The following is a 14854-nucleotide window of genomic DNA, read 5'->3' on the forward strand; positions in this document are numbered from 1 at the left end:
TCAAAGTTTCACCACCAGGGTATTGAAGCCGAGACTGCGGCGGTACAGGAAGCTCCGGGCCTTCTTCTTGACGATGGAGATGCCCAGGACGTTGACCTCGCCCGCCTCGTCCTCCTGGATGGCGAAGGGATCGAATTCATAGGAATTGTCCCGCAGATGGAGGGTCAGGCCCTCGGGCCCCAGGATCACGGTGGATTTGATCAGCACGTCGGGGCGGCGCTCCCGGCGGGCGTCATCCAGGATCGCGGCGCAGAGCTCCTCCAGCACCAGCGTCCCATAGTAGGACTGCTGAGGGGAACAGCCCCAGCCGTCGCAGATCTCCTGGAACTCCGCCACCTGCTGGCCCAGGTCGCTGTCCGGATCGGTGAAGGCGGTATAGACCCGCTCGCTGGTCTGGGTCCAGTCCTCCCGGAGCCGGGCCCGGAGGCCCAGGAGCACATAGAGCAGACAGCCAAGCTCCGACAGCGGGAACACCAGCCAGAAGGCCTGGATGCCCGCCCGGGTCAGCAGAAGGGCCAGGGGGAGCCAGCACAGGAGCATCCGCAGGGACTCCGCCAGGAAGGCGCTCCGCTCCCGACCCGCCGACTGGTCGTAGTAGATCATGCACTGGTCCCAGCAGGCGGGGAGGATGCTCAGGGCATAGATCCGCAGGGCCAGGACGCCCAGCTGCCCGCTCTCACCGGACAGGCCGAACAGGGCGCACAGGGGCCCCGCGCCCAGGACGATCCCCGCTGTCGCCAGCAGGGCCAGGAGAGAGCTGTACCGGAAGGCCAGCCCCATGGTCCGCCGGACCGCGTTGGCGTCCCGCTCGGCCCGGTAGGTGCTGACCATGGGCTGGAGGGTCATGCCGATGCCGTCCGCCACGGCGGCGGTGAGGAGCGAGAAATTGTACACCACGTCGAAGACCGCCACGCCCACCGCGCCGCTCATGGACATCAGGAGCTGGTTGGCCGCCAGCACCGTGATGAACTGATAGATATACTGGACGGCGGAGGAGGCTCCGGTCCGGAAGCTCTCGGTCAGGTCCCGGCGGAGGAAGGGGGCGCGGGCGAAGCGCAGGGCCCCCCGGCGGCGGAGGATATGTTCTCCGCAGGACCCCAGACAGAAGAAGGCGCCGATCAGCGTAGACCAGACCGAGCCCTCCGCGCCCATGTCCATCCGGATCACAAAGACATAGTTGAGGAGGATGTCCACGGCGTTGGAGGTCACCAACGCGGCGGCGGCCCGTTTGGGGGCGTCGTCACAGTGGACGAAGTAATAGAAAGGTCCCTGACAGTACAGCACCGGGACACAGATCAGCTGGGCCCGCACATAGCGCTCCGCGATGGCGTATACCTCCGGGAAGGCGGGATCGGCGCCCAGCAGGGCCAGAAGCTGGGGCAGGAACAGGAGCCCCAGAGCCGCCGTCACCAGATAGACCGCCAGCAGGAAGCGGAGCACGTTGTTGAAGAGCCGTACGCCGTCCTCCACCCGGCCGTCGGCCAGCGCAGAGGCATAGTGGATGGAACCACCGATCGAGAAGCCGTAGCTGAGCACGTTGTAGAACAGGTAGACCGGGATGCCCAGCGAGATCGCAGAGAGCCCTGCCGCCCCCATCTTGGAGCCCACCACCAGACAGTCTACCATGCCGCCCAGAGCCAGACCGAGGCTGGACAGGAAGGCAGGGAGGAAGAAGCGCTGGAAGGACCGGTCCACGAAATAGCGCTCTTTCGCGCGGCTCATGGGGCGGCCGCCGCTGCCCCCGCTCATGCCCCGATGTCCAGCAGATCGGAGGAGCCGGTCACGTCAAAGACCTCCAGGATGGTCTCGTTGGGGCGGCGGACCATCATGTGTCCCAGCTCGTTCATCTGCTTTTGTCCGAAGAGGATCGCCCGCAGGCCGGTGGAGGACAGGCGCTCCAGATCGGTCCGATCCAGCACTAGCTCCGTCACGCCGGACAGAGAGCCTTTCAGGACCTCCTCCGGCTGAGTGGCGGTGATGGTGTCCGGACGGCCTGTCAGACGCGGGGGAAGGGGGGAGCCCTCCAGCGTTTTGCCGATGGTCATAGTATGATCCCTTTCCGGCCTCACTCGGCCTTTTTCATGATGGCGATGGAGAACTCGCTGGAGCGGAGGCCCACCTGGATATCGTCGGACAGGCAGCTGAGGACGGAGCGCTCCAGCTCGTCCCACTGCTGGGCCTTCTCTTCCCGCTGGAGGCCCTGGCGGTCTCCGCACTGCCGGACACGCCCTGGTAGAAGGCGCTGGTGTCGGCGGACGAAGATGGAGGGTCTGCTTTTTTCCGAGGTCCAAGAGGTCGCCAAAATACTCGGCTTCTTTGAGCGCGAGGGCCAGAGACTGCCGGGTGCCGTCCAGCGCGCATTCGACAGATCACATCGATCGGACCTGCGTTCTGTTCAGGATAGTGTCTTGCGGATGGTGAGGATGTTCTTCCCATCCTCATGGGCGTAGGTCGTCTGGTCCATGAGCCTTTTGACCAGATGGATGCCCAGACCGCCGATCCGCCGGGACTCGGCAGAGGCGGTCACATCCACCTCCGGACGGGCCAGAGGGTCGAAGGGCTTCCCGCTGTCCAGGAAGCGGATCGTGACCGAGGGGGGATCGCCGCCCGCCTCCACCTGGATCTCGGCTTCGCCGGTGCCGGGAGGATAGGCGTAGCTGGCGATGTTCACGAAGATCTCCTCCACGGCCAGCTCGATCTCCATCTGGGTCTTAGAGGAACAGCCATACTGCGCCAGTACGGCGCCGATGCTGTCGTTGATGCTGGAGAGCTGACCGGTCTCCGCGGGGACACGGATCGTTTTCATCCAAGGCTCCTTTCTGCGGCGGCCGATCAGCTGTTGCCAGTGGGGAGGAAGGGCTGGATCGAGGAGGCCACGCTGGAGATCGGCATGGTCTGGAGCCAGATCTTGCCGGGGCCGGTGAGGACGGTGTTGAAGAAGCCCTCACCGCCCAGGAGCTTGTTCTTCAGGCCCTTGACCTGCTGGATGTCGATGGAGACGGACTCCTCGAAGCCCAGCACGTTGCCGGTGTCGATCACCATCTGCTGGCCGGCGGCCAGGTCGTACTCCACCAGCTCGCCGTCCACCTCGGCGAAGGCGATGCCGGAGCCGGAGAGCTTCTGCATGATGAAGCCCTCGCCGCCAAAGAAGCCGGCGCCGGCCTTCTTATTGAAGTGGATGGACAGCTTCACGCCGGTCTCGGAGGCCAGGAAGGCAGTCTTTTGGAGGATGATCTCCCGGCCGGGCTGGATCTCCAGAGGGAGGATCCGGCCGGGAAAGCTGGAGCCGAACGCGATCATGCCGTCGCCCCTGGCGGTGTAGATGTTCTGGAACATGCTCTCACCGGAGAAGGCCTTGGAGAACATCTTTCCCAGGCCGCCGCCGGAGGTCCCCATCTCCATGTTGGGGGACATCCAGACCATGGAGCCCTTTTCCGTGACCATCTGCTCTCCATCGGTCAGCTGACAGACCACCACAGGGAACGCGCCGCCTTTGAGTTCGTATTTCATATCATCCATTCCTTTCCGGGGGACAGGCCCCCGCACAGACTGGTATCGTATCTCCATCATACCACAGGTTCGCGGGTCATGGAACCTCGAACAGAGGACTATATTGGCAAAATGCCGAAAAAATGTCTCCCCACAGGACCGAGGGGAGACATTACAGCGGATATGATGATGTGTTAGGATATGAAGTTCCGTGCGGAACGCATCGTCAAGGTGTATGGCGAACGGGAGCAGTCCCCGGAGGAGCGCCTGCGGGACAAGGACAAGCGCCGGGCCGCCTATCATCGCTTCTACACCAACATGAACATGAAGTGGGGCTACGCCCAGAACTATCACCTGACGCTGGACAGCGGCGTGTTGGGGATCGATAAGTGCGTGGATATCATCGCAGAACTGTTTTGACAGACTGGGAAATGGCCGGACGCGGAGAGCGTCCGGCCATTTCGGCTGTCTATGCGTTTTTGGGAGGATATGGCTCACTCCACCACTACCAGGCGGATCTTGCCGCCCTGCTCGGGGGACTGGTCGAACCAGACCGTCAGGCTGTCGGAGTAGGCCCGGACCTGCTCGAAGCGGTCATAGCCGGTCTCGCCGGTGAACCAGTGGCCGGTGGTCTTGTTGTAGCACCACACCTCCTGCGAGATCGGGAAGGTCTGGTCGCCCACCCGGAGGGTGTGGTCATCGGGGTCGTAGGCCGAGCGCTTCACGCCGGACGCCGACCGCAGGTCGGTGACGGATCCGGCCAGCTTATGGGCCCCGTCCAGCGTCTCGATGGAGGCGGCGATGCCGATCACCTGTCCGTTGCGGAAGGAGGAGCCGGTGACCAGCCGGTCCGCCGTGCCGGGCACGCCGGAGCCGTCCTTCACGGTGCGGCCGTTCTTCACGGCGATGGTGGCGTTGCTGTAGGACATGGAGTCCCCGTCGTCCTTGGCGGCGCTCACATAGAAGGCGTAGCCGTAGTCGTACTGGTCGCCGGTCACGTCATCGAAGACCAGGATATCATACTTGCCGGCATAGTCCTTCCGGGCGTAGAGGATCTTGGAGGCGGGCACGGTGGTCCGGGTGAGTTGGTCGAAGTCGATCTCCTTGGGCTCGCCATTGCCCACCCGCTCGAACATCCGCACGTTCTCGGACAGCGGCGTGCCGCCGATGGTCCGGCCGGCCACGTCCATGGAGCCGGAGACGCTGCTCCCGCCATTGACGGTCAGGCGGCTCAGGCTGATGCGGCCCTCCTTGCCGGAGGAGATCGTCACCAGCTGGCCCACCATCTTGGCGGCGGAGCTCTCGCTCAGGCCCGGGTCACCGGAGAAGGTGACCTTCTCGCCCTTGGCGTTGTAGAAGTCCAGGAGAGGCTTGATCTTCGCGCTCCCGGCAGAGCACGCCTCCACCACGCCTACAGTAGTGGACCTGGCCACGTCGGGGGACAGGGCCCCGGCCACCCGGCCATCGCTGGTGAAGAGGAGCGTGATCCGGTCGCCGGGTCGGAAGGAGGTCAGATCGTCGATCGCGCCGGGCAGGACGGTGAACTCCTGGCCCAGCACGGTGATCTTGGAGGGCGCCGTGGGATTGGGAGAGGCATTTTCGTAGATCGCGGTGAGCCGCAGGTCAGAGACCCGGATGATGTTGGCCCCGCTGTCGTAGGTAGCCACGTCGTACTGCCGCAGGTCGGAGACCGAGGCAGGCACGCCGTTCTTGTAGATCTGGTAGTCGGTGCGGCCCTTGGCCAGCGCCGCGAAGGGATCCGAGGTGCCGTTGGGCTTGGTCCGGGCCACCAGCACGTCGTCACTGGCCTCTGAGGCGGAGGAGAGGTACACATAGTCCAGATCGCCGGAAGGACCGTAGCACAACGTCACCGGCGCGCCGCTGTAGAGATAGGACCAGACCTTTTCGAAGGTGGTGGCCTCGCCGTCTTTCCATACTACCGTGTCGGGGTCCACCGTGATCTTCTCCCCGGAGGCGGTGATGTAGTTGGCGTCCACCGTGCCGGAGACCGTCACCCGGCGGATCGTGTCCTCCTCGTTGGGGCGCAGGGTCAGGAACTTGCCGTCCTTGTCCTGGACCATCTGGCCCCGGACGCCCAGCAGGGAGGTGGACAGGCCGCCGCGGCTGGTCTTGGGGGTGCGGGTGTCGGTGCCGCTGGCCACGGTGACGGTGTGGGTGCCGGACTTCTTGTTGCTGTCCAGACTGATCAGCACGGTGTCGTCGGTGAGGGTACCGCCCAGGTCACTCTCCAGATAGGTCTTGTCCCCGCCCTTCCGGTCGGTGAAAAGCAGGTTGCGGAAGAGCTCCGCCGCCTGTCCACGGGTGAGGGTGGCCTTCCCACCGAGGGAGAGGCCGTCCGTGAGGCCGCTCTGGGCGGCCACGGCCAGATAGCCGTCGTACCACTCGGCGCCGGCGGCCACGTCGCCGGTGGTCCAGCCCAGGATCCGGGTCAGGATGGCCACGGCCTCGCCGTAGGTGATGGGGCGGTCGGGCTCGAAGCAGCCGTTGCCCACGCCCATGATCAGCCGGTCGGCGGCCTTGTCGCCGCCGTTCTGATCCGAAGCACCGGAGGAGGTCCCCGCCAGCTCTCCGGTAGTGGTCAGAGAGGAGGCCAGGTTCACATAGCCCCGTGCCCAGTGCCGGGCGCCCACGTCCAGGAAGATCGTGCGGCCCCGCTGGGCGGGCTCCAGACCGCCCTTGTCCATGACGTCGACCGCCATCTTGCAGAACTCGGCCCGGGTCAGAGTGCCGTTGGGGCGGTAGGACATGCCGCCGGTGCCGTCCACCACGCCCAGCAGACGGAGGAGCTCAGCGGCCTCGGCGGTATCCGAGTCGCGGATGTCGGTGAAGGCGGAGCTCCCCGCCGCCGCGGAGGGCAGGACCAGCAGGCCCGCCAGGATGGCCGTGGACAGGGCCCCGGCCAGGATACGTTCCCGTTTCATTCATTTCTCTCCTTTTTCTTGGGTCACTCCGCCCGGAGGGCTTCCACCGGCTGGAGACCGCTGGCCTTGATGGCGGGATACATGCCGAACAGGACGCCCAGCACCACCGAGAACAGGAAAGCGCCCACGGCGATGGGGGTGCTGGGCAGGAGCATGGACTCGCCCAGCAGGAATTTTCCGGCGATCAGGGTACCGACGTACCCCATGCCGATGCCCAGCAGACCGCCGATGCCGCAGATGACCGCCGCTTCGATCAGGAACTGGGCGATGATGCTCCGCCGTTCGGCGCCGATGGCCTTGCGGATGCCGATCTCCCGGGTGCGCTCAGTGACGGTGACCAGCATGATGTTCATGATGCCGATGCCGCCGACCAGCAGGGAGATGGCGGCGATGCCGCCCAGGACCATGGCCTGCATGGTGTTCTGTTGTTGGATGTCGTTGGCGCTGGAGTTGTCGCTGCTCACGTTGGAGTAGCCGTTGTTGTCGTTGATGAAGCCCTTCAGATAGGCGTCCAGCCGGGTCATGGCCTCCACAGTGGCGGTAGCGCTCTTGGCCTTGACCACATAGGAGTCGATGGTGCTGTTGCTGTTCAGCGTCCGGTTGAAGGTGTAGGGCAGGAGGACGATGTTGTCCAGCTCCGGCCAGCCGTCCAGATCCTTGCGCTGATACCAGCCCACCACCTGGAAGGGACGGCCGTTGACGGTGATCTCCCGCCCCACCGGGTCGATGAAGTTGAAGAGCGTCTCTTTGATCTTGCCGCCCAGGATACAGACGTTGTTGGTGTCCTGGATGTCCAGATAGGACAGGTCACGGCCGCCGCCCAGCTCGTAGTTGTTGCACACGCCATACTGGTCGGAGCCCAGGACCACCTGGATCATGTCCTCCCAGTTGTCCCAGTTGTTGGTGGAGAGCGTCTGGGCGCCGTACTTGATGGTCATGTCCTGCCCCACCTGGATGTTGGGAGTCACGCCGTCCACCAGTTCGGGCATGCTCAGACAATAGTCATAGAGCAGGGTGGACACGTCCTGCCCGTTCCAGACATAGGCGGAGACGTTGATCTTATTGCTGCCCATCTTCTCGAAATACTCGAGATTTTTGGCGTTCTGCCCCTGGACCACCGAGACCATGATCACCACCGACGCCACGCCGATGATGATGCCGAGCATAGTGAGGAAGGAGCGCATCTTCTTGCAGGCGATGGACTTGAAGGCCATCTTGAAGGCTTGCAGCAGGTTCATTCCCAGTCCACCTCCTGTGCCGCGTCGGAGACGATCACGCCGTCGGAGAGGCGCACCACCCGCCGGGCCGTGGCGGCGATGCCGTCGTCATGGGTGATGAGGAGCACGGTGGTGCCCTCCCGGTAGAGCTCCCGCAGGATCTCCAGCACGTGCTTGCCAGTCCTGGAGTCCAGAGCGCCAGTGGGCTCGTCGGCCATGATGACCGGCGGCCGGGCCGCGATGGCCCGGGCGATGGCCACCCGCTGCTGCTGGCCGCCGGACATCTCGCTGGGACGGTGGTGGGCCCGCTCATCCATACCGACCCGGGCCAGAGCCTCCAGAGCCAGCTCCTCCCGCTCGTGGGCGGGGACGCCCCGGTAGATCAGGGGCAGGCACACGTTCTCCAACGCGTCCAGCTCCTGGATCAGATTGTAGCCCTGGAAGATGAACCCAATCTCCCGGTTGCGGATCCGGGCCAGCTGGCGGTCGTTGAGCGAGGTGATATCGGTGCCGTCCAGGAAGTACTCTCCATAGGTGGGCACGTCCAGACAACCCAGCACGTTCATGAGGGTGGACTTTCCGGAGCCGGACTGGCCCACGATGGCCACGAATTCCCCCTTGTCGATCTGGAGCGATACGCCATCCAGGGCCCGGACTTCGCTCTCCTTCCCCTCATTATAGATCTTATAGATATCTTTGATGTCGATCAGCATAGCGCCACCTCGTCAGTTGTAGCTGGAGTCGGTGACCGTATAGTTGACGAAGACCTCCTGACCGTCCTCCACGCCGGACTTGATCTCCACGTTGTTGGTGTCGGAGATGCCGATCTCCACCGGAACGGGCCAGTAGCCCTCGGCCTCGGTGGGGTAGGTGCGGCGCTCGCCCTCCTGGACCTCGGGCAGATCCAGGTCGATGGCGTTCTCCGGACGCTCGTCAGCGTGGACGAACACCACGGTCTGAGCATTGCCGTCGGTATCCATGACGCTCTTCACGGCGCTGCCGGGGATGAGCACGCAGTCGTCGGACTGACTGGTGACGAAGGAGTACTGGAGGTAGGAGCCCTCGATCAGCGAGCCGTCCATATTGTCCACCGTCAGGATCACCGGGTAGTTGGTCATGCCATTGTTGCTCTCGGCCTTGCTCATGTCGATGGAGGTGACAGTGCCCATGAACAGGTTGTCGTTGTAGTCGGTCAGGTCCACCATGTCGCCGGGCTTGATGAAGGAGATGTTCCGGTCGTCCACGTCGATTGTGACCAGCATGGTAGAGGTGTTGGAGATCATGATCACGGTGTCGCCGCTCTTGACCTCCTGGCCCTCCACCAAGTTGCAGGAGGTGACGGTGCCGTCGATGGGGGAGACGGCGTTGAAGTTGGCCAGAGCCTTCTGGGCGTCGGTCAGCGCGGACTGGGCGTCGGCGATCTCCTCCTGCTTGGCCTGGATGTCGTCGTTCAGGCTGTCAGACCCCAGCGTCACCAGGGGGGTGCCGGCGGTGACGTTGGCGTAGTTCAGCAGACTGGAGGACACGAGGGGGCCGCTGGCCTTGGTGGTGATGGTACGGGTCTCATAGTACTCCGTCTTGGCGGAGGCATAGGGATAGGCCGTGGAGCCGTCGGCCAGAGACACAGAGGCGGAGGCGTCCATCCCGGCGGTGAGAGTGCCGGGGTTGTCGAAGACCACCACCACCTCGAAGTGGACGGCACCCTCTGGGGAGATGTAGCTGACCTTGTTGATCTTCTCCACCTTGCCGGTGAAGTCCTTCATGACGGCGGGGATGCTGACGTTGACGGTCTGCCCCACGGAGATCTTGCCGTCATAGGCGTAGCTGAAATAGAGGGAGAGCTTCAGCTTGGTGTCGTTGACCAGGGTGCAGATCTCCGTGCCGCTGGACACGTCCTCGTCAGAGGTGAACTCCTTCACGTTGGTGAGCTTGCCGGAGAAGGGGGCCTTGACCACCAGGTCGGCCACCTGCTCCTGGAGCTTCCGCAGGTCCTTGTTCAGGCTGTCCACTTTGTCCCGGGCGGTGGTGACGGCCTTCTCAGCGGCCTCGCTGTAGATGGTGTAGAGGGGCTGTCCGGCGGTGACGGTCTCACCGGCGGAGACGAAGACCTCCCGCACCTCGCCGCCCTCGGTGAGGGTGATGGTGGCGGCCTCCTTGGCCTTGGCGTTGCCGCTGCCCTGGACGGTGCTCTGGATCGAGCCGATGTAGGCGGGCTGGGAGTAGATGTCCCCCTGGTCCACCGGCGCGGGGCTCAGGACGAACTTCCAAAGGGCCCAGCCGCCTCCGCCCAGGACGGCCAGGATGAGGACCAGGGCGAGGAGACTCTTCCAACGGCCCTTCTTCCGCTTCTTGATGGGCTTTTTGGCCGGACCGGCGGGCTTGGGAGCCTCCGGGGACGGCGTCATCTGGGGAGCGCTGTTCTCCTCCGGCACGAGCGCGGGGGCGTTCTGTTCCGTCATGTTCGTGTTCCTCCTATCGGCGGGATCGGTCCCGTACAGGTCTATGTCTACATTGTAGCATGGCGGACGGCAGGAAGTATTTGCAAAAGGATGACAGATCCTTAACGAAATCTTAAATCTCGACTTGCCGACGGCCTCTTTCTCTTTTAGACGCCCAAACGAGGAAAAAGTTCTCAGGACGGAGGATATTTTTTGCGGGGACCGACAGGCCGTCTGCACGGGCGGGAGGCGCTATGCTATAATGATGGCGGAGAAAACGCGCGCGGAGCGGGATGGAGGCATGAGAGATGGAGATCAAGAACCCGGAGTATATCCTGACGATCGCGGACGAGGGGAGCCTGACCCGGGCGGCAGAAAAACTTTATGTCACACAGTCGGCCCTGAGCCAGTACCTGCTGAAGATCGAGAACGATCTGGGGGTGACGCTTTTCCATCGGAGGAAGGGGCGATGGATCCCAACAGAGGCAGGGGAGGTCTATCTGCGGGGCGCGGAGGCGGTCTACCGCGCGCAGGCGGCCACAGAGGAGGAACTAGCCGCGCTGAGGGGATGTGAGACACTGCACCTGGCTGTGTCAGCCTGGGGGTCGGAACTGATGATCCATATCCTGCCGAGGCTGAAGGAACGTTTCCCTGGGATCACGCTGGATCTGGTGGAGCAGACCTATGATGAGATGCGTCCGATGATGCGGGAGGGAAGGGTCGATCTGGCCATCAGCGCCCTGACCGATGATGACGATCCGCCGGGACAGGGATATACCAGTCTGTATCAGGAACGGGCGGTACTGATCCTGCCGCCGGACCATCCGTATTGTGCGGCGCATCCGGAGGATGCGTCGATCGCGTGGAGGGAGATCGGCCGGGCCCTTCGGAACACGGGGTTCCTCTTTTCCGACCGGGGATCCACCATTCGGAAGATGGAGGAACGCCTCTTCCAGACGATCTTGTTTCGTCCGCAGGTGGTCTGTGAGCTGGACCGGAAAGACTATATGCGCCGGATGGTCTCGATCGGAGTAGGGGCCGCACTGGTGCCCGCGTCGGCAGCCGGAGAGGGAGGAGACGTACGGATCTTCGATTTGGACCCGCCGATGGTGCGCCGGGAACTGCTGATCGCCCGCCGGGATCTCCAGCGGACACCGGCCCATGCCTGCCTGGAGCGCCTCATCTGTGAAGAAGCCGCGAAAAGGACGGGACAGTGCTGAGACCGGAGCGGAACATGGGGAACGCCCCGGACCCGTGATGTCATCCACAGGGTCCGGGGCGTCCTTTTTATGCGTTTAGCTGTTGGTAAAGCTGCTGATAGGCTTGGATCAGAAGGAAAATGTCAGCGCCTGCGGCCACAGAGTCGAATCCCATATCGAGGAAGGACCGGGCGGTCTGAGCGTCTCCGGCAAAGATCATAGAGAGCTTCCCGCTGACTTTGCAGGCGGCGAGGATACGCGCGATGGCCTGCCGGACGACGGGGGCGTCCAGCTGGAGGGGACAGCCCAGGGAGATGGAGAGATCCATCGGCCCGACGAAGATCCCATCCACGCCCTCCAGGGCGGCGATCGTCTCGATCTGTGCCAGACACTCTGCCGTTTCACATTGAGGGAACAGCAGGGTCTTGCGGTTCGCCTCTGCCATATAGGCGGTGGGGGAAAAGTCGGCGGCGGTGCCCCATCGGCAGTCCCGTGTAGGCAGGTAGCCCCGGTCCCCCAGCGGTGCGAATTTCGCGTATCGGATCAGTGTCTGCACCTCATCTACTGTTTTGACGGCGGGTATGATCAGTCCGGCCGCCCCGGCATCCAGCGGATGGAGCACAGACCGGCGGGAGATCTCGCCGATCCGCACGAAGGGCGCCAGTCCGGCCCCCTCGGCGGCGGCGACAGCGGAGGTCATCAGGTCCGTGCCGATCTCCTGATGTTCGGAGTCGATGATTACGAAATCGAAGGGGACACAGGCGATGTTCTCGATGGCGGCAGTGCTCTTCAACTGTGTAAAGGTCCCATAGGCGGGGAGACCCTGCTGCCGCTTTGTTGATAAGATATCATCCATGGAGGAGCCTCTCTCCCTTATTCCAGTCCGCCGCCCTGCATAGCGCTCCGGGCGTGGGTGGTATACATCTTGTAAAAGCCTTTGCGGGGCTCACGGGGGATGATGCCTTTCTTGGAACGCTCCCCAAGGACCTTGGCGGCCTCTTCGATGGAGCAGGGCACGCCGTGGATGCCGGTCACGTTGATGGTGCGGTCCTTGACGCTGTAAGAGATCAGGTCGCCCTCTTCGATGAAGGCGATGGGGCCGCCGGCGGCCGCCTCAGGGGAGACGTGGCCGATGGCCGCGCCGCGGGTGGCGCCGGAGAACCGGCCGTCGGTGATCAGGGCCACAGAGCCGTTGATCCGCTCGTCACAGCAGATGGCCTCAGTGGTGGCGACCATCTCAGGCATGCCGCAGCCACGGGGACCCTCGTAGCGGATGATGATGACCTCGCCGGGCTCGATCCGTTTTTTGGCGACGGCATCGTAGGCGTCCTCCTCGCAGTTGAACACACGGGCCTTGGCGTTGATGACCTCGCGCTGGTCCTCTGCGCAGGCGGCGTATTTCAGAACGGAGCCCTCGGGCGCGAGATTTCCTTTCAGGATCGCGATAGAACCCTTCTCATGGGCCTTTTCTACGGGGAAGATGACCTGATCGCGCTCCAGGCCGTAGTTGTGCAGGTAGCCCAGGTTGCGCTCGAACCAGTTGTCCTTGTGCAGGTCCTCCAGGTTCTCGCCAAGGGTCTTGCCGGTGACGGTCATCACGTCCAGATCCAGCATGTCCCGCAGGCGCCACTGGACCATGGGGATGCCGCCGGCGAACCAGAAGGCCTCGGTCAACTGAGTTCCGGAAGGATAGACATTGCCGATATGCGGTACTTTGTGATTGATCTCATCGAAGAGCTCGATAGGAAGCTCGATGCCGGCTTCTCGGGCGATGGAGGGCAGATGGAGGGTGGCATTGGTGGAGCCGCCCATTGCAGAGTGGATGATGATCGCGTTCCGGAAAGCGGACTCGGTCAGGATCTGACTGGGCGTGATCCCGTTTTCGGCCAGCTCCATGATCTTTCGGCCAGCGTAGCGGGCATACTGGAGGATGTCACGCATGGTGGCGGGCACCAGAGCGGCGCCGGGCAGGGTCATGCCAAGAGCCTCTGCCAGACACTGCATGGTAGAGGCGGTGCCCAGGAAGGCGCAGGCGCCCACAGAGGGACAGCCGGTCAGCTTATAGTCCCGGATCTCCTGCTCGGTGATGGCGCCGTCACGCTTTTCACGCAGGGAGATGTCACCGGCAACGATAGAGGTGGTCATATTGGGACCGGGCCGCATGGAGCCGCCGGGCATGAAGATGGCGGGGATGTCCATCCGGGCGATGGCCTTCAGATGGGCGGGGATGGACTTGTCACAGCTGGAGGACAGGATCATGCCGTCCCAGGGGACGGCAGAGCCGTGGAGTTCGACCATGTTGGCGATGCCCTCGCGGGAGGCCAGGACGAAGTTCATGCCGTCGTGTCCCTCCGTACAGCCGTCGCAGATGTCGGTGGCGTAGTACTTCGCAGGCTTGCCGCCCTTCTCATACACACCATAGACAGCTTGTTCTACCAACTGGTTCAGATGGGCGGAGCCGGGGTGGGAGTCGCCATAGACGCTCTCGATCATGATCTGGGGCTTCACGATGTCGGTGTCGTCCCAGCCGGTCCCCATCTCCAACGCATCGAACTGTGCCCAGAATTTCCTCTGCGGAGCACTCTTTTGCTGCATAACAACGATCTCCTTTTCGTTTTTTTGCCATTGTAGCAGGTGATCGGACAAAAGGACAGACCGCATTTCTTATGGATGGATCACAAAAAATAATACTGGATCGGGAAGCGCTGAAAAAGGGACGACCGGTCGGAAAACAGGTGGAAAAATATGAAAAAATGGAAAGAATCTCCCACACCAGCCGGTGCGGGAGACCCTTGGAGCGCGGATATTGGAGCGCGGCAGTCAGGACGCGCTCAAAAAACCGGCGGCCACAGTGGCAGCGGTGGCGGCGTCCGGAGTATAGGCATCGGCGCCGATGTCGTTGCAGAAGCGCTCCGTGACGGGCGCGCCGCCCACCATGATCTTCACCTTGTCACGGATGCCGGCGGCCTTTGCGGCTTCTACCACCGCGCCCATGGAGGGCATGGAGGTGGTGAGCAGAGCGGAGCAGGCGATGATGGAGCAGTCCTTCTCGATGGCGGTCTGGACGAAGGTCTCAGGCGCCACGTCCACGCCAAGATCCACCACCTCGATGCCCTGGCCCTCGAACATCATGCGGACCAGGTTCTTGCCGATGTCGTGGAGGTCGCCCTTCACGGTGCCCAGACAGGCCCGGCCCAGAGGCTCGGAGTTCTCGCTGGTGAGGTGGGGCTTGAGGATCTCCGTGCCGGCGTTCATGCACTTGGCGGCCATCAGGACCTGCGGGACGAACATGGCGCCGGACTTGAATTTTTCACCGACCACGTTCATGCCGGCCAGAAGGCCGTCCTCCAGGATGGCGCGAGGGGCGATCCCCTCCTCCAGAGCCTTGGGGACAAGCTCTTTGACCAGCTTGGCGCGTCCCTTCTGGAGCGCCTCGGATATCTCGTTCAGTGTGCTCATAATGATCGGATCCCCCTCATAAAAATGCAGGATGCATGGATATTATGTATCATCATAGCAGAGAATGGACGAAATAGGAAGGGGCGGAGCGCAAAAAACTTCTTTTTGAC

At 63.2% G+C, this 14854-nt stretch carries 14 protein-coding genes; 2 read left to right on the forward strand and 12 right to left on the reverse strand.

Annotated features, from left to right (window positions below):
• The 5 genes from KQI12_RS00300 to KQI12_RS00320 all read right to left on the reverse strand — a co-directional run bounded on the left by KQI12_RS00300 (position 1) and on the right by KQI12_RS00320 (position 3510).
• The gene (locus KQI12_RS00300) at positions 1-1722 is read right to left on the reverse strand and encodes an MATE family efflux transporter (protein ID WP_216569791.1); all 1722 of its coding nucleotides are present in this window, start codon (positions 1720-1722) and stop codon (positions 1-3) included.
• Between the two features lie 23 nt (positions 1723-1745).
• Positions 1746-2045, reverse strand: a complete 300-nt coding sequence (locus tag KQI12_RS00305; protein WP_216569792.1) for an STAS domain-containing protein — start codon at positions 2043-2045, stop codon at positions 1746-1748.
• Between the two features lie 20 nt (positions 2046-2065).
• Complete coding sequence (locus tag KQI12_RS00310) at positions 2066-2302, reverse strand: hypothetical protein (RefSeq protein WP_216569793.1); 237 nt, start codon at positions 2300-2302, stop codon at positions 2066-2068.
• Between the two features lie 93 nt (positions 2303-2395).
• A complete protein-coding gene (locus KQI12_RS00315) occupies positions 2396-2806 on the reverse strand; it encodes an ATP-binding protein (RefSeq protein ID WP_216569794.1) in 411 nt (136 codons plus the stop codon).
• Positions 2807-2832: 26 nt separating this feature from the next.
• Positions 2833-3510 (reverse strand): TIGR00266 family protein, encoded by a 678-nt coding sequence (locus KQI12_RS00320; RefSeq protein WP_216569795.1) that lies wholly within the window; start codon positions 3508-3510, stop codon positions 2833-2835.
• A gap of 180 nt (positions 3511-3690) precedes the next feature.
• Here KQI12_RS00320 and KQI12_RS00325 point away from each other — a divergent pair, with 180 nt between their 5' ends.
• Positions 3691-3909, forward strand: coding sequence for an AAA family ATPase (locus KQI12_RS00325; RefSeq protein ID WP_253290747.1), 219 nt, complete (start codon positions 3691-3693; stop codon positions 3907-3909).
• A gap of 74 nt (positions 3910-3983) precedes the next feature.
• On the opposite strand, the gene KQI12_RS00330 is transcribed toward KQI12_RS00325, so the two are convergent.
• Genes KQI12_RS00330 through KQI12_RS12665 form a run of 4 tightly spaced genes read right to left on the reverse strand, consistent with a single transcriptional unit; the run spans position 3984 to position 10107 of the window.
• Positions 3984-6431: an S-layer homology domain-containing protein gene (locus KQI12_RS00330; RefSeq protein WP_216569796.1), complete on the reverse strand. Its 2448-nt coding sequence runs from the start codon at positions 6429-6431 to the stop codon at positions 3984-3986.
• Positions 6432-6454: 23 nt separating this feature from the next.
• On the reverse strand, positions 6455-7669 hold the full coding sequence (locus KQI12_RS00335) for an ABC transporter permease (protein WP_216569797.1): 1215 nt from the start codon (positions 7667-7669) through the stop codon (positions 6455-6457).
• Positions 7666-8361, reverse strand: coding sequence for an ABC transporter ATP-binding protein (locus tag KQI12_RS00340; protein WP_305849778.1), 696 nt, complete (start codon positions 8359-8361; stop codon positions 7666-7668). The genes KQI12_RS00335 and KQI12_RS00340 overlap by 4 nt, the downstream gene beginning before the upstream one ends.
• 12 nt (positions 8362-8373) lie before the next feature.
• Entirely contained in the window at positions 8374-10107 is a 1734-nt protein-coding gene (locus KQI12_RS12665) for an efflux RND transporter periplasmic adaptor subunit (protein WP_216569798.1), read from the reverse strand.
• Between the two features lie 287 nt (positions 10108-10394).
• On the opposite strand from KQI12_RS12665, the gene KQI12_RS00350 reads away from it, so the two are divergent.
• Positions 10395-11306, forward strand: a complete 912-nt coding sequence (locus tag KQI12_RS00350; protein WP_216569799.1) for a LysR family transcriptional regulator — start codon at positions 10395-10397, stop codon at positions 11304-11306.
• A gap of 67 nt (positions 11307-11373) precedes the next feature.
• Here the strand turns inward: KQI12_RS00350 and KQI12_RS00355 are convergent, their stop codons facing one another.
• The 3 genes from KQI12_RS00355 to KQI12_RS00365 all read right to left on the reverse strand — a co-directional run bounded on the left by KQI12_RS00355 (position 11374) and on the right by KQI12_RS00365 (position 14744).
• A complete protein-coding gene (locus KQI12_RS00355; RefSeq protein ID WP_216569800.1) occupies positions 11374-12141 on the reverse strand; it encodes an HpcH/HpaI aldolase/citrate lyase family protein in 768 nt (255 codons plus the stop codon).
• A gap of 17 nt (positions 12142-12158) precedes the next feature.
• Positions 12159-13880, reverse strand: a complete 1722-nt coding sequence (ilvD, locus tag KQI12_RS00360; protein WP_216569802.1) for a dihydroxy-acid dehydratase — start codon at positions 13878-13880, stop codon at positions 12159-12161.
• 225 nt (positions 13881-14105) lie between these two features.
• Positions 14106-14744 carry a corrinoid protein gene (locus KQI12_RS00365; protein WP_216569805.1) on the reverse strand — a complete coding sequence of 213 codons (639 nt, stop codon included), beginning with the start codon at positions 14742-14744 and terminating at the stop codon, positions 14106-14108.
• Positions 14745-14854: the final 110 nt, after the last annotated feature.

Origin of the sequence: Pseudoflavonifractor sp. MSJ-37 (assembly GCF_018917965.1) — a bacterium.
Taxonomy (GTDB): domain Bacteria; phylum Bacillota; class Clostridia; order Oscillospirales; family Oscillospiraceae; genus Pseudoflavonifractor_A.